Below are 15,942 nucleotides of genomic sequence, written 5' to 3' on the forward strand. Positions count from 1 at the left end.
TCTTGGCCAGATCGACCCCAATGCGCTTAAGCTTCATGGGTGGACTCCTCTTCGCCGTTGACTGGTGTATCGCAGCTCCAGTCTGGCACTCGATGCCGAAGGCGGGGAGGAGTCCATCTCATTGCTTTGGGTCGCAAGCGGACCTATCAATGCATTCTAAGCAGTGTCGTCATTAGTCGGCGGCAACTCGCTCTCTTTCGAAGGGCGAACATGAGGTCGCGCCCGCTCTTCCTTGGCCCCGAACATGCGGTAGTTAGAGCGTGCCTGATTCAGGCTCGGGTGGTTCGCTCCACCAGCGAAGTCAGGATTGTCGAACTGCACGTCGTCATCCTCCCAGAAGCAAACAGGGCAGATCACGAACGAGCCGGGAAACGACCCATCGTCCGGCATCGTGAGATGGTCACAGCACGGGCAGGCAAGGCTCATATTCCCCCTTTGTAAAAGGTCTGCTCTGGGTCGGAAGCAGACCTTCCTGTGAGTAAGAAATTACTCGAAATCTGGCCTGATGGCGCCCCATCCGCCATTCTGGAACCCGTAGTAGTAAATCGCCTCTGGTCCCGAGTAGTGCTCGTCGGCAAGAAGAACGGCGATTCGTCCGCCCCCGAAAAACTCGATGGAGACCTCATCGGCGTTTATGTCGACGGCTTGCACCCGCCCCGATATGTGGCTGCATAGCAGGTTGCGAAACTGATTATCTCCGGTCCTAGCGGATTGCTCTTGCGATGACACCGCGACCGTATTCATCACATTGAGGGCCGGACCATCGAACTGGAGCTGCAAGTAGTCCCATACGAATGTCACGGCAGTGAGCTGGCGCCCGGCCAGCTCTTTTAGCTGCTCGTGATCTTGAATGCTCATCTGCCTTCTTGACCTCAATGCAGGAGGAGAGATAAACCGTGAAGAACCTTCAGACCACTGAGTGTCTGTTATGGGTCGGAAGCGGACGCTAGCACTCATGCTTTGGAATTCATGGGCTGACGTCCTGCCAAATCCCTGCTCGTTCGAACAACCCGACATACACATCGACGAGCTTGGCCAAGCCACGCGCATCCGCCCTTGATTCCGGTTCCCAGCGCGATATGCCCTTGCATTCACCGTTTGATACGACCTCAACGATCAATATGTCGCCGTCCGCACCCCTTACGTTGTCCGTTACCGGAAGGTTCCAGTAGCCGGCATCGCCAATTGCCTTCTTGATGTCATCAATTTCCGCGACGGATGGGCTGTCGGTTTTTTCAAATGCTACCGGCCCTACGCGCTGTCCAAATTGCCCAGACAAAACGATCGCTCGGCGTGTTGTTTTCGCTCCGTTCCTCTCGTAACGGAGTGCGATTGGATGCCGAAATGTAGGCAGATAGGTCAACCTGACGGCAAAGTACCCCGGCGCCTTGCCAGTCGCCGTCAGGGTTGGCTCATTGAAACCGTGAAGACCAAAAGCTTCGTATGGGTTGGAACAACTCTCGGTTTTAGAAACTTGACCGGCGAGTGCGACGTTGGTCCAAACGAAGAAAATCACGGCAAGGTTTGACAAAATCGGCTTCACGAATTCGATTCCTTGTTTGCGACTATGCCGCCAGAGAAATGTCCGCTCTGGGTCGGCAGCGGACCTTAGCCTACCAGCGTCAGGTCGTTCGGAAACTGGGATGCCGAGTCCCAATCGCTGTCGTCTAAAGCTTTCGCACTGCGCCGCCACGCCCTGTTGAGATGCGCATATACGTGGCCGAGATCAATACGAAGGGCGTCTTCGTCAAAGTCCGGAACCTGCACGAGATCTCTAAGGAGATTCCCGAGATGCTCCCTGGCGTCCTCAAGTTCAGACAAGAAGGCGGCCCACTCAACTGGCTGAAGGGTTCGATCGATCACTTGTCACCCAATTTGTCTCGTAATTGCCGATGTGAAAGCGTCCGCTCCGCGTCGGGAGCGGACATCGTTACATGTTCACTTCGTGAATTGCTTTGACGTCACTTCGCCTGTATTTGGGTCGATCGTGCAGGCGAAACATGCATAGTTGAATGCGACCAACGGATGTTCCGAAGTGATGCCGGTGTATGCGTCCACCTCGCCCATCCCGATGTCTTCCGCACGCCAAAGCGCCTCGCCAGTTAGGCCATAGGCGAAGAGGTTCCTCGCGGGCGCTCCATTAGGAAAGGCCATCCAATCGCATAGAACCACGACCAAGTCACCCACCTGGCGCGCGTCGAGGACGGGGTATCCGACCTCAATCGATCCCCCAGGTGCATTCACCTGGCTCCCCTGAAATTCAATCTTCAAAGTCCCCTCCGGCTCCGGATTCCCGCGTCGTCCCTGATGTCTGCTATGGGTCGGGAGCGGACTCCCGTTTCTATCCAAGCCCCTTAGCTGGCGTGACTCAACACGATGCGAAGTGCCAGGTAAGGAACAAGGTTGAACAGGAGGATGCCGATTTTGTAAATGGCCATGCCTGCGTAGTGGATGCTGTCGAAACGCTCCTCGGGCAGGCGGAACCAGCGACCGTGAAGGTTCAACATCCAGCGATGTGCAAGGACGAAAGCAGCGAACCACACGATCAAGATGACGTAGTTGATGATGGTGCACCAGAGCAGAACATCTTTCACAAGTTCAATATTCATTGTCCACTCCTTTGCCGGCTAACGCCCTAATGAGCGGACGCGCATATTCGTCATGTATCTGCATGCACTTGCTGGATGCAGCCTCCAAGGCACTGACTCCATAACCTTTACCCGACGCACATGTCACTGGCAATCCAAAGCAATGGTGGACTTGGAATGCATCCCTTTGAATACCCGCATGGGGTCGCTGGCTTACGTCCGCTGCGAGTCGGGGGAAGACACTTCGATGAGCCACGCATCATGCTGCTCTCGCTACCCCATCGAGCGAAGAGATGTCTTCGAGGCCACGAGTGCGGTGGCGTCCGCCACGCTTCCGAAGGTAATGCCCGAATCAGGCAGCCACCTGATCCCACCCGGCCGTTTCAGGAGAATTCCATCAGGGAATCGGACGGCTCGCGGGTATGCGGACCAAGGCATTACCGTATGGTGCTCGATGCCACCCACGCCGACCCCGACTTCACTCAATAGCGTCACTGCTTCGGTCCCGAATCCTTGTCGTCTCCTGAATTTCATCATGATGCCAAATTTCGTCGCCCAGACGCCGGATGCAGCAAACACACCGCAGATCAATACGATCAGCAAGACTATCCTTGGGTCCGACATGCCCCAAAGGCCAAGGAAAAAGATCGCGCACCCGACGCCGATAAGGCCAAATTGAATGGGTAGTCGTAACAGCCACGGTCCCTGTCGATACTGGCGATCGATGACTACCTTGAAGTAGGCCGTGTCACAAAGGTACTGATACTTGACGTCCATGAAGCGCTCATCCTTTCGCTGACGAAAGTCCAACTTGGCTGAACACCAGTGGCCGCTGTCGGGAATGTCCGTTTCGGGTTGCCGACTCAGCCGGGAGTAAACAGCCCCCTCGGATCACATCAACCTGATTCCCCATGGGCGCACAGCCCAGGCGAACAGGGCGAAACAGACGACGGTGATGATTGCGCTCAGGCCGAGGGCCGGCCAGAACCCGAAGCGCGAGAAGAGCCAGGGGAACGCCAGGAACATCGGCAGGGTCGGCACCACGTACCAGAACGTATACCAGGCGTGGTTGGCGATCTTCGCCGCTGGCTGCTTTTCCATGTGCAGCCAGGTCAACGCCAGCAAGGTCACCAGAGGTAACGATGCCAGCAGGGCACCGGCCCTGTCGCTGCGCTTGGCGACTTCCGAAACTGCCACGACGATGGCGGCGGTAATGAAGTACTTGGTGATGATCCAGAGCATGGGCGGTCTCTACTGCGCAGCAAGATCGACAGGTTGAAAAGTGACGGCCCACGGAAGGATCAGTCGCGCGCCTTGACGCTTGAAGGAAGGACGACGAAGTCCTGTGTTCTTTCCAGGGACTCCATGGCCGCGATGAGTGCCGCTGGTGGGGCTACGAGCTTGCGCTCGTTGAGGTCCAGCCAGCCGCCTGCGCTGGTCACCCGCGCGCTGAGCTTGCCGTCCTGCCGGAAAATCTCGTGCCGAAGCAGGAAGCGGCTGCCGTCGTCGGAATGGCCGGCAAGCGCATAGGTCACCGTGATCTGCTGTTGCAGGCCGATCTCCTTGAAGTATTCCAACTCGTCCTTCATGACCACCGGGCCGATCCGCAGGCGCATGAACTCTTCCATGGGGAACCCATGCTCCATCAGGAACATCTGCCGCACATCGACCGTCTTGTCGAGGTAAGCCGTATTCCGCATATGGGCGTTGAAGTCCATGTCGCCCCAACCTGCATAGAGAGTCTTCGTGTACATGCACGTGCTCCAGCGGATATGAGTAGCCAGCCTTGGACCATCCCCTCCGCGCCAGCCGGCCATGGCGCCCACCAACCGCCGGGAGTCTAGGACATTCCGCGGTTGCGAGCTTGCCGTGTTCGCCCGCGACCACTGCCCCATGCACGCCCCAATGACCGTTTCCCGTTCGAGGCCGCGCAAGCTTGATGCCGCCCTCCACTGACCTGCCGCGGCGGCAACAGACGACCCGGTCCTGACACGCCCATTCTTGATGAGGCCCGCGCTGGGTCGGCGGGTTTTTCCGGGATTTACGTCCGCGGCGCCCGCCAAACCATGCTGCAACAACAGGCACCCGAGAGCGCTGTACGGACCAGCTTCCGGATCATCGAGCACCAGCCGGCGCAGGTCTGCGACGCCCTCCCAGACCCGGGCCAATACCCCTCGGACGGTCTCCCCAGGTGTTTTTCGCCCATGGTGCGCCACCGCTTGACACCGGTGTCAATTACGTTACACGCTGATAACAGTTCCAATGCAAGGGGCGCACTGGGCGTGGCAATCGACCATCCGGATCGACTGGCGGGGACACCGACGCTGCCATTTTTGGCGGCCGATATCGGCGGCACGCACGCGCGTGTTGCGCTGATGCGCGCCTCGCCCGACGGGGCCCGCGGGGTCGAAACGCTGGCCTATCGCGTCTTCGCGTGCGCAGAGTTCTCGACCCTGCCGGAACTGTTGCAGGCCTTTGTCGACGCCGACGTGCGGGCCCCAGTGAAGCACTGCGTGCTGGCTTGCGCGGGCCAGATCATGGGCGACGAGGTGGTGAACGACAACCTCGCCTGGCCTGTCCACCTGGCGCAGCTACGTCACGCAATGGGCCTCGACGAGGTCGCCGTGCTCAACGACTTCGAGGCCTTGGCGTACGCGCTTGATGGCCCGCTTGCTGACGGTGGTCGTCACCTCTGCGGGCCCGGCGCCGCTACCAGTGGCCCGACCTTGGTGATCGGCCCGGGCACCGGCCTTGGCGCGGCGGTGCATGTTCCTGGCCCGGCCGGCGGCCTGGTGCTGGCGACGGAAGCCGGCCAGATGGATTACACACCCAACTCGATCCGCGAGCGCGAGGTTCTCGCCTACCTCGCGCCCAATGGCGGCTATGTGCCGTTTGAACACATCGTGTCGGGCCCCGGCCTGCTGACGGTCTACGCGATTCTGTGCAGGCTGCAAGGAGAGGCACCGAAGCTGTCCACGCCAGAGGCAGTCAGCGCGGCGGCTGTTGCCTGCAGCGATGTACAAGCGGTGGAGGCGGTGGAGATTTTCTGCGCCTCGCTGGGAAGCTTCGCCGGCAATCTCGCGATGGCCTTCATGGCCACGGGCGGGGTGTATCTGGCTGGCGGCTTCCTCTCTTCCCTGTTCGAGCTGCTCAAGGGCAGCGCCTTCGAGAAACGATTCCTGCACGGACGCAGCGCGCGCGCGCTGCTGTCGCAAGTGCCGGTGTGGGTCACCGAGCACGGCCGCCACGGCGTGCAGGGCGCCGCCCAGTGGTATCTCAGGCAGGCCCTGTCAGGGACGGGGACGCTGCGGCAGGCCGCGGCAGGTGGCGCCGGCCCATGAGCCCTATCGCGACCTCACGATTCTTCCGGTGCGTGGCCATCGTGTGGCTGGCCGCGACGGGCGCGGTCGTTGCAGCGCCAGCCATCCCCGCGTGGTCGTTGCTGCCGCAGCCGGCAAAGCTCAGCCCCGCCGGATCGGGCGCGGCCACGATCGCCGATGGTGCTGTGGTCTCGGTGCGCGGCGCGGATCGCGCACAAGTGCAGTCCATGGCGGAGCGCTTCGTGCAGCGCGTGGCCGACACCAATGGATTGCATTTGCGGCTGGCGGCTACGGGCGCCGCGCATCCTGCGATCGCCTTCGACGTCGAGCCAAACGCCGATGTCACCGACGACGCCGGCTATCGCATCACAGTGGATGACGGCGGCATCCTGGTCACGGCGCGTACGCCGCGCGGTGCGTTTTATGGCAGCGTCACGCTGGCGCAGTTGCTGACGCCAGCGGGATGGACGCGTGGCGCGCCGGTCGCGGTGGCGCATGGCGTCATCGACGATCACCCGCGTTTCGCATGGCGCGCCTTGCTGCTCGACTCCGGGCGACACTACCAGAGCGTGGCCGAGATCAAGCAGCTGATCGACTGGATGTCGCTGCACAAGCTCAACGTGTTGCTGTGGCACCTGACCGAAGACCAGGGCTGGCGCCTCGACATCCCCAAGTATCCCGAGCTCACCAAAATCGGCGCCTGTCGCAAGGCGGTGGGCTTCGATCGCGAACTGACCGGCTCTGCCGAGCAACCCTATTGCGGCTTTTATACGGAGGCCGACGCGCGCGACATCGTGCGTTACGCCGCCGAGCGTTATGTGGAGGTGGTACCGGAAATCGATCTTCCCGGGCATATGCAGGCCGCCGTCGCCACCTATCCGTGGCTGGGCGTGACCGGCCAGCGTCCGCCGGTATGGACCGAGTGGGGCGTCAGCCCGTGGCTGCTCAAGCCCAATGAAAAGACTCTGCAGTTTGTCGACGACGTGCTCGATGAAGTGATGCGGCTGTTTCCTTCGCGCTACATCTCCATTGGTGGCGACGAGGCGGACAAGCAGCAGTGGAATGCGTCGCCCGAGGTGCAGGCGCAGATGCGCAAGCTGGGCCTGGCGAACATGGATCAGCTGCAAGGCTGGTTCACCCAGCAAGTTGCCGCCCACCTGATCAAGGCCGGGCGTACGCCGGTGGGCTGGGATGACGAGCTGGTCGCGGGCGCAACGCTGCCGGCAGCGGAAGTGGTGATGTCCTGGCACGGCGACGACAACGAGCGCGTGGCGCTTACTGCGATCAAGCAAGGCCACGACGTGGTCATGACGCCGCAGGAATCGCTGTACTTCGACCACGTGCAGTCCGACCGACCCGACGAATGGCCGGGGCCGCCGCCGGCGGCGACGCTGCGGCAAGCGTACGACACGGTCGTCATCCCGAACGGCGCGAGTGCGGCTGAAGCCAAACGCATCATCGGCGTGCAGGCGGGGCTCTGGGCCGAGCAGATGCCAACCTTTGCACACGACCAGCACGCGGTATTCCCGCGCGTCGCGGCGCTGGCGGAGCTTGGCTGGTCGCCTGCGCAGGCGCACGACTGGGATGGCTTTCTGCAACGCATGCCGGCGGAACTGGCCCGTTACCGCGCGCTCGGCATCGGCTATGCCGACAGTGCGTTTGCACCCGCCTTTCAGGTGACGGCGAGCGAGGGTGGGTTCCGGGTCGAGTTGGCCAATCAGGTCGGATTCGGCACCCTGCGTTACACCACGGATGGCTCCGCACCGACCAGCCGATCCACGCCGTACTCCCGGCCGCTCACGCTGGCGCGCGATGCGACCCTGCGCGCGGCGACGTTTGCGGCGGACGGCTTCGAGCTGGCCGCGCCACGCGCGCTGGTGCTGGACGAAACCACCTTGCTGAGCCGCGACAGCAGCGCGCTGGCGACCTGCTCGCAGCAGCCGGGCTCGCGCCTGGAAGGCAGCAAGCCGGCGACGGGACCGCGGCCGCTCTATTCCGTCGACATCGGCAACGCCTGTTGGCTCTGGCCGCAAGCGTCCTTGGACGGCACCAGGCATGTGGCCATGACGGTCGAACGCATGCCATGGCGTTTCGGTGACGAGGCCAAGGACGCCGTGGTACGCCACCCGGCCGATGCGGCCGGTGAGTTCGAGATCCATGCGGATTCCTGTACAGGGCCGCTGCTTGCCCGTTTGCCGCTGGGGAGTGCGGCGCGGGCCAACGGGCAAGTTCGTCTTGATGCACAAGTGGCCATGCCGGCGGGGGCCGGCGCGCGCGACCTGTGTGTGTTTGCTACCGGCGATCCACGCCAGGGGCAGTGGGCGTTGGCGCGGATCGCGTTTTCGAAATAAGCGGAAGGCGGGACGGGGGTCCCGCGCCGTGGCAGCACAGTGAACGGCTTTGGCTCGCGTAGCCAGGGTTGGGGACATCGAGAAGTTGCATTACGACGGCGTGCGCACTTGCAGGCACCGCCGGGCCCTACGCGTTTTTCTTGAAACACCACGGAGCAGTTGAGGTTCGACAGGCAACACCAACGAGGTCAAAGCCCATGCCAAGCGCACTTCGCAAACATCCATTGTCATTCGCCGTCACCATGTCGCTGTTCGCCGCCGTGTCGACGTCGGCTGCAGCATCGACCTTCTTCGACGCCCAGGCGGACGACCAGGCCACGCAGAGCAGCACGGCGCAAACGGCGCCAACGCCGCCTCCCGATGCCAAGAAAGCAGACGGCAAGGCCGACAGCAGCGACGCGGAGAAGAACGCGGTCACGTTGTCGACGGTGGCCGTCTCCGGCGTGCGCGCGTCGCAGATCCGCGCGATTGACCTGAAACGCGATGCGACGAACATTCAGGACAGCATCACGGCGGAAAACATCGGCGCGCTGCCCGACACCACGATCACTGACTCGCTCCAGCGCGTTACCGGCGTGCAGATCAACCGCGATGCCGGTGTAGGTACCTCGGTCGACGTGCGTGGCCTGCCCCAGGTCGGCACCATGCTGAATGGCGAAGTGTTCATCACGGCCGACCAGATCGATTCGCAGCAGCCCGACTTCACCATGTTGCCGTCCACGCTGTTCCATGGCGTGGACGTGATCAAGTCATCCAGCGCCAACCTGACCGATGGCGGCATCAGCGGCGCCATCGACCTGCACACCTATCGCCCGTGGGATCTTCCCAGCGGTTTCACCTATAGCTATTCGGCCAACGGCGAGCGCGGCACCACCACCAATCATTGGGGTCCCGAGGCCAATGGCCTGATCTCGTTCAACGACGGTGGCCATTGGGGCCTGCTGGTATCCGCCGATTACTCCGACACCCGGCGCATGAACGCCACCGAGGGTCTCGACCAGTATGGCGTGGTGCTCAATGGCGAAAACGCGGCCAGCGCGGGCGGCTACAACGGCTTCCTGACCCCGTGGAACGGCGCGCCCATTCCATCGAAGATCGTCCAGAACGCCGACGGCAGCGTCGACGTCAATGGCGACGGCAAGTCCAACGGCGTGTTCATGGGCAGCCAGGACATCGGCCTCAATGACATCATCACCCAGCGCAAGCGCAAGTCCGGCAATGCCTCGTTCCAGATGGACCTTGGCAGCGGCTTCAGCCTGACCAGCGATTTCTTCTACTCGCAGCAGCGTGAGTACGATCGCAACTACGGCATCCAGTTCAATTCCACCAACTGGCAGGGCGCCACCTACGTGCCGCTGCAGTCGCGCAATACCGGCAGCCCTGCGCTCGGCCAGTACGGCACGCCAGATCCAGGCTGGGAGGGCTCGCAGATATTCACCACGCAGGTCTACCAGAAGTGGCCGGGCGACGTGGAGTCGTATTCGCAGATCATCCAGAAAAACTCGACGGCGAAGAACTTCAACCTGCAGATGGACTACGACAACGGCGGTCCGTTCACGGCGAGCGTGCGTGGCATCCGTGACACGGCGTCGCAAACGAACCAGGAAACCGACGTCAATATCTCCAACTCCGACGGCGCCCTGTGGCCCAACGTGCTGATGGACGGCGTGGACCCAAGTACCGTGCCGCCCGGTACCTTTGTCTATCCGTCGCAATTGGGCGGCAATCGTGTGTTCAATGCGAACGGTATGCCGCAGAACACGGTGCCGATCATCGCGAACTTCACTGGCAAGTACATCACCGTCAACCTGCCATCCTCGCTGGCATCCCAGTTCGCCGACCCGAACGGCTGGACCATGAAGACGCTGGAGTCCTCCGGCGACTACGACCGCCAGGTGGCGCTGAACGCGCTGCGTTTCGATGGCAAATACGATTTCCAGGATGGCTTCAAGCTGGAATTTGGCGTGCGCAACAGCATCCGCAGCGCCAGCAATGATGGCTGGACCCTGGAAACCCCGGTCTACGCGGGCATTGGCGCCAGCGACCCGGGTGGATGCCTGGTGCGTTACGTCGGTGCCGACGTGGTGTTGAATAGCGGCTCCTGTACGGCCGGCAATGACCAGGGCTACTTCCGCGCAGGACCGTTGTCCGCGATCTCGATGCCCAATACGGCGACGCCGCTATCGAGCAATTTCAAGTACTACAGCAACCTGCTGGGCTCGGGCATCAACTTCTGGGCGATCGATCCCAACGCCATGGTCAATCCGATTTCCTTCTGGAAGTCGCTCTACCCCGACACCGTCCAGGTGGGTGAGCCCGGCACGACCTGGGCCGTGCGACTGAAAGAGTTGTCGGGCTATCTGCAGGGCGACTTCAACGGCAGCATGTGGGACATGACGTACAACGGCAATATCGGCGTGCGCCTGATCCACAGCAATCTTGACGTGACCCAGCATCTGAGTGGTGCTCCGGGTGCGTACGGCGACGAACCGGAGGACGTCGGCACGGCCGTCACCAAGCGCAGTTATCAGGACGTGCTGCCGTCCCTGAACTTCGCGCTGGATCTGACCGATAGCCTGAAGTTCCGCCTGGCTTATTCCAAGAACATGATGCCGCTGGACCTCAGCACCTGGGCCGGCGGTTTGCAGCTGAACTACTCGCTGGCAGAGACACCGCAGGGTCCGATCTTCCGTGTCGCCAATGGCACCTCAACCGGCAACCCGAACCTCAACCCCTGGCGCTCCACCAACTACGGGACGTCGCTGGAGTACTACATCAACCCCACCAGCATGCTCAGCCTCGCGCTGTTCCGCATCGAGGTGGACAGCTTCATCAAGAACGGCAGCGTGACCAACTGCAGCCTGCCGGACGAGGACGGCGTGGTGCGCGATCATTGCATCGTGATCACCCAGCCCGTGCAGGGCACCGGCAACAGCATCCATGGCGCGGAGTTCGATTACCGCCAGGGCTTCACCTTCCTGCCCGGCTTCCTCTCCAAGACCGGCATCCAGGTCAACGCCACCTATGCACCCAGCAACTCCGGCGAAACGGATTTGTCGGGCAGCAAGATCCCGTTCCAGGACAACTCCACCAAGTCCGGCAACTTCATCGTGTGGTATCAGGACGACCACTTCCAGGCCCGTGTCGCCTATAACTATCGCTCGCGCCGCGCGGTGATGGACAGCGTGGGCGGCATCACCGGCATGGAAATGTACGAAGCGCCGCAGCATTACCTCGATGCGTCGATCTCGTACAAGTTCAACAAATACGCCGAAGTGTTCCTGGACGGCACCAACCTCACCAACGAGTATCAGCGTTACTACCTCGTCTGGCCCGACCAGCCCGCGCACTCGACGTTCTCCGAGCGCATGGTCATGTTGGGCGTACGCGGCCAGTGGTAAGCGGAGCAGCTTCCCACCTCGGCCCCGGCTGACCGGTGGCACCGTTCCTGCCCTCGCGGGAACGGTGCCACCACGGCTCGGGCTGAGTCCGGATTCACAAGATCGCCCTTTGGGATAGCTCCATGGATACTCCACTCGCACCCCACCACGACCAGGCAAGCATGCAGGACTCCAGCGCGCCCCGATCCGCTCGCGACAACGCCTTCCATCGTTCCATCGGCGTGTTCTCGGGTACCGCGATCAATATGACCCAGATGTGCGGCATCGGGCCGTTCATCACCATCCCCATCATGGTCGCCGCGATGGGCGGCCCGCAGGCGATCATTGGCTGGATCGTCGGCGCCATCCTGGCCATGGCCGACGGCCTGGTCTGGGCCGAGCTTGGCGCGGCCATGCCGGGTTCCGGCGGAACCTATGTCTATCTGCGTGAGGCGTTCCAGTATCGCACCGGCAAGCTGATGCCGTTCCTGTTCATCTGGACCATGCTGCTGGCGATCCCCCTGCTGATGTCCACCGGCATCATCGGCATGGTGGAGTATCTGGGCTTCTTCTTCCCCAACCTGGGCTGGTGGCCAGTGCATCTGATCGGCGTGGCGGCCACCGTCGTGGTCACCTGGTTGCTCTACCGTCGCATCGAATCCGTACGCTCGATCACCATCGCCTTGTGGATCATCATGCTGGTCTCCGTCGTCGGCGTGACCGCGGCGGGTTTCTCACACTTCAATGCGGGCTTTGCCTTTGCCTACCCGGCCGACACGTTCGGCAGCCACTTCCTGGTCGGACTCGGGGCTGGCCTGATCATCGGCATCTACGACTATCTCGGCTACAACACCACCGCCTATATCGGCGACGAGCTGCGCGATCCCGGCCGGACCATGCCCAGGTCGATCATCATCTCGGTGATCGCGATGATGTTTATCTACCTTCTGCTCAACATCAGCGTGCTTGGCGTGGCGCCGTGGCAGGAAATCGCGCAGTCCAAGTCGGTAGCGTCGCTGGTGGTGGAGCGTAGTTGGGGGCATGTGGCCGCCGCCGTCATGACCGTGCTCATCATCGTGACCGCGTTCGCCTCGGTGTTCACCGGCCTGCTGGGTGGCTCGCGCGTACCGTTCCAGGCAGCGCAGGACAAGGTGTTCCTGTCGGTGTTTGCGAACCTGCACGCCAAGCACGGCTTCCCGCACGTGGCCCTGCTGACGATGGGCGTGGTGACCGCCATCGGCACGTTCTTTGACCTGACCGAAGTCATCAACATGCTGCTGGCCGCGACCATCATCGTGCAGTCGCTGGCGCAGATTGCCGCCCTGGTGGTGCTGCGCAAGCGCCAGCCGGATCTCGCGCGCCCGTACAAGCAATGGCTTTACCCCGTGCCATGCGTGATCGCGCTGCTGGGGTGGGTCTATGTATACGTGTCTGCCTCCACCTTGTCGCTGATCCTATCCGGCCTGTGGATCATCGCCGGCCTGGTGGTGTTTGCGATCTGGGCCAGGCTCAACCAGTCCTGGCCGTTCGCGCCGACTGAAATACGCGAAACCTATCTCGGGAAGCAGTGACTCCATGCAAACTCCAGCCAGGCACGCGCTTTGGATGGTGCTCGCGGTGGCGATATCCGCCGCGCCAGCCGCCCACGCCCAAACCACTTACGCCCCCACCCAGGTAGCCACCGACGTCGGCTCCCTCACGACCATCAAGCACTGGCACATCCAGGACAGTGCGAAGGCACAACAAGGTGGCGCCGACATCTCCGCCACCGGCTTCTCCACCAAGGGCTGGTACCCGGTGAGTGGTCGGGCAACCGTGATGGCCGGGCTGTTGGAAAACGGCACGTTCAAGAACGACGTGTTCTACAGCGACAACCTGCGCGCGGTGCAGGTGCCGGACGCCAGTGGCAATCTCTTCGTGACGCCCTGGTGGTACCGCACCGAATTCACGCTGCCGGAGAACCAGACGGGCAGGCATACCCTGCTGCGCACCAACGGCATCATCGCCAGCGCCGACCTGTGGCTAAACGGGCATCAGGTCGCCGACCACGCCGACGTGGCCGGCGCCTATCCCGTGCACGAGCTCGACGTGACGCCCTGGGTAGGCCCAGGCGCCAACGCCCTCGCCATGCAAGTGCATCCGGCCGATCCGAGACAGAGCCTGTCAATTGGCTGGGTGGACTGGAACCCCACGCCTCCGGACAACAACATGGGCCCATGGCGCGGTGTCGACATCGTGCAGACCGGACCTGTCGCGCTGAGCTTTCCACAGGTGCTTTCGACGCTGCCGCTGCCCGATCTCTCGCATGCCGCGCTAACCGTGAAGGTCACCGCCAGGAACCTCGACACGGTGGCGCACGATGCGACGATCTCCGGCACGGCGGCCGGCGTTTCCATGCAGCAGACCGTCCATCTCGCGCCCGGACAAAGCCAGGTCGTTTCGTTCTCACCCTCGACCACGCCGGGCCTCGCGCTCGATCACCCGAAGATCTGGTGGCCGGTCGGCATGGGCGAGCACCCGCTGTACCAGCTCGAGATGACGGCTGTCGTCGATGGCTCGCCCTCCGACCGGGCCGCCACCACGTTCGGCATACGCAGCGTCACTTCCAGCCTGACCAAGCAGGGCTATCGGCAGTTCTTCATCAACGGCAAACCCCTGCTGATCCGCGGTGGCGGCTGGGCGCCAGACATGTTCCTGCGCGATGACCCCGCGCGCATGGAGGCGGAGTTCAGCTATGTCGCCAACCTCGGCCTCAACACCATCCGCAGCGAAGGCAAGCTGGAGAACCAGCGCTTCTACGATCTCGCCGACCGCAACGGCATCATGGTATTGGCGGGCTGGGAGTGCTGCGATAAATGGGAGTCGGCGGCGAAGACCGGCGGCTCCCCTTGGAGTGCGGCCGACCTGAAAGTCGCACAAGACTCCATGGCCAGCGAGGCACGCCTGCTGCGCAACCATCCCTCGGTGATCGGCTTCTATATCGGCAGTGACAACGCGCCGCCGCCGCCGATTGCAAAGATGTACGTCGATACCTTGCGCGCCGAGGATTGGTCCTTGCCGATCATCTCGGCCGCTGCCGACCAGGGGACCGCCGAGACCGGCCCCTCCGGCATGAAGATGGCCGGCCCGTACGACTGGATTCCGCCGGCCTACTGGTACGCCGACAAGCTTGGCGGCGCGTTCGGCTTTGATTCGGAAGTCAGTGCGGGCGCCGATATCCCACGGCTGGATGACCTCAAGCGCATGCTGTCGCCGCAGGAGCAGGAAGCGCTGTGGAAATCGCCGGAGGCGCGGCAGTACCACGCCTCCGCAGACTGGTCGACCTTCGCCGTGCTGACGCCGTTCGACAAGGCGCTGGCCGCTCGCTACGGCGCGCCCACCAGCCTCGCCGACTATGTCGCCAAGGCCCAGCTCGACAACTACGATAACGTCCGCGCCCAGTTCGAGGCATTCAACGCGCGCATGGACGCCGCCAAGCCAGCGACCGGCGTCATCTACTGGATGCTCAACAACGCGTGGCCCTCGCTGCACTGGCACTTGTACGACTACTACATGAACCCCGCCGGCGCCTATTTCGGCGCCAAGAAAGCGAACGAGCTGGTGCACATCCAGTATTCGTACGACTCGAACAGCATCGTGCTGGTGAACCACGCGCTGGACGATGCCCATGGCCTGCAGGCCAGCATCCGTGTGCGCAACCTGGACGGCAGCGTGCGTTTCGAGAAGCACCTGCAAGGCATCGACCTCGCGGGCAACCACACGCAGGCATTGGCAACGCTGCCGGCCATCGCCAACCTGTCCCACGTGTATTTCATCGAGCTCGAGCTGGCCGCTGCGGACGGCAAGCCGGTCAGCCGAAATGTCTATTGGCTGTCCACCAAACAGGACGTGCTCGATTGGCCGCATTCGACCTGGTACCTCACCCCGGTGACGAAGTATGCAGACCTCACCGCGCTGCAGTCGTTGCCGGCCGCGACCACCGAGGTGCACGCCACCACGCGGCGCGAGGGCAATGAGGATGTCACCACGGTCACTCTATCGGTGCCCGCATCGTCCAAGGCCGTGGCGCTATTCCTGCACGTGTCGATCAGGCGTGGCGCCCACGGCGACCTTGCGCTGCCGATACGCTGGACTGACAATGACGTCACGCTTTGGCCCGGTGAATCGATGGTCCTGACCGCGCGATACGCAGCGCAGGGAACGGCCGAACCTGTCGTCGAAGTGAGCGGGTGGAACGTTCCTGTCCAAAGCGTGGCGGCGGGCGCTACGCAGGGGACAGCTCATTGAAGACGCAAAGGCTTCC

The 15,942-nt window shown here is 62.5% G+C and carries 13 protein-coding genes; 5 read left to right on the forward strand and 8 right to left on the reverse strand.

Annotated elements, in window-relative coordinates; all coding sequences use genetic code 11:
* Positions 1-156: 156 nt before the first annotated feature.
* The 8 genes from OUZ49_RS20960 to OUZ49_RS12750 all read right to left on the reverse strand — a co-directional run bounded on the left by OUZ49_RS20960 (position 157) and on the right by OUZ49_RS12750 (position 4,342).
* The gene (locus OUZ49_RS20960) at positions 157-426 is read right to left on the reverse strand and encodes a CPCC family cysteine-rich protein (protein WP_380003888.1); all 270 of its coding nucleotides are present in this window, start codon (positions 424-426) and stop codon (positions 157-159) included.
* 60 nt (positions 427-486) lie between these two features.
* On the reverse strand, positions 487-858 hold the full coding sequence (locus OUZ49_RS12720) for a hypothetical protein (RefSeq protein ID WP_266150816.1): 372 nt from the start codon (positions 856-858) through the stop codon (positions 487-489).
* A gap of 109 nt (positions 859-967) precedes the next feature.
* Positions 968-1,543, reverse strand: a complete 576-nt coding sequence (locus tag OUZ49_RS12725) for a hypothetical protein (protein ID WP_266150817.1) — start codon at positions 1,541-1,543, stop codon at positions 968-970.
* A gap of 395 nt (positions 1,544-1,938) precedes the next feature.
* Complete coding sequence (locus OUZ49_RS12730; protein WP_266150818.1) at positions 1,939-2,271, reverse strand: DUF7957 family protein; 333 nt, start codon at positions 2,269-2,271, stop codon at positions 1,939-1,941.
* An 83-nt stretch (positions 2,272-2,354) separates the two neighbouring features.
* Complete coding sequence (locus OUZ49_RS12735) at positions 2,355-2,609, reverse strand: DUF6868 family protein (RefSeq protein ID WP_266150819.1); 255 nt, start codon at positions 2,607-2,609, stop codon at positions 2,355-2,357.
* A gap of 252 nt (positions 2,610-2,861) precedes the next feature.
* Positions 2,862-3,365 carry a hypothetical protein gene (locus OUZ49_RS12740; protein ID WP_266150820.1) on the reverse strand — a complete coding sequence of 168 codons (504 nt, stop codon included), beginning with the start codon at positions 3,363-3,365 and terminating at the stop codon, positions 2,862-2,864.
* A gap of 114 nt (positions 3,366-3,479) precedes the next feature.
* Complete coding sequence (locus tag OUZ49_RS12745) at positions 3,480-3,830, reverse strand: DUF3147 family protein (RefSeq protein WP_266150821.1); 351 nt, start codon at positions 3,828-3,830, stop codon at positions 3,480-3,482.
* Positions 3,831-3,889: 59 nt separating this feature from the next.
* A complete protein-coding gene (locus OUZ49_RS12750) occupies positions 3,890-4,342 on the reverse strand; it encodes an acyl-CoA thioesterase (protein WP_266150822.1) in 453 nt (150 codons plus the stop codon).
* A gap of 528 nt (positions 4,343-4,870) precedes the next feature.
* Between OUZ49_RS12750 and OUZ49_RS12755 the strand changes: the two genes are divergently transcribed.
* The 5 genes from OUZ49_RS12755 to OUZ49_RS12775 all read left to right on the forward strand — a co-directional run bounded on the left by OUZ49_RS12755 (position 4,871) and on the right by OUZ49_RS12775 (position 15,926).
* Positions 4,871-5,929, forward strand: a complete 1,059-nt coding sequence (locus tag OUZ49_RS12755; protein WP_266150823.1) for a glucokinase — start codon at positions 4,871-4,873, stop codon at positions 5,927-5,929.
* Positions 5,926-8,259, forward strand: coding sequence for a beta-N-acetylhexosaminidase (locus tag OUZ49_RS12760; protein WP_266150824.1), 2,334 nt, complete (start codon positions 5,926-5,928; stop codon positions 8,257-8,259). The genes OUZ49_RS12755 and OUZ49_RS12760 overlap by 4 nt, the downstream gene beginning before the upstream one ends.
* 197 nt (positions 8,260-8,456) lie before the next feature.
* The gene (locus OUZ49_RS12765) at positions 8,457-11,660 is read left to right on the forward strand and encodes a TonB-dependent receptor (RefSeq protein WP_266150826.1); all 3,204 of its coding nucleotides are present in this window, start codon (positions 8,457-8,459) and stop codon (positions 11,658-11,660) included.
* Between the two features lie 122 nt (positions 11,661-11,782).
* Positions 11,783-13,210: an APC family permease gene (locus OUZ49_RS12770; protein WP_266150827.1), complete on the forward strand. Its 1,428-nt coding sequence runs from the start codon at positions 11,783-11,785 to the stop codon at positions 13,208-13,210.
* Between the two features lie 4 nt (positions 13,211-13,214).
* On the forward strand, positions 13,215-15,926 hold the full coding sequence (locus OUZ49_RS12775) for a glycoside hydrolase family 2 protein (RefSeq protein ID WP_266150828.1): 2,712 nt from the start codon (positions 13,215-13,217) through the stop codon (positions 15,924-15,926).
* Positions 15,927-15,942: the final 16 nt, after the last annotated feature.

The sequence above is a fragment of the Dyella halodurans genome, assembly GCF_026283925.1.
Classification (GTDB): domain Bacteria; phylum Pseudomonadota; class Gammaproteobacteria; order Xanthomonadales; family Rhodanobacteraceae; genus Dyella; species Dyella halodurans.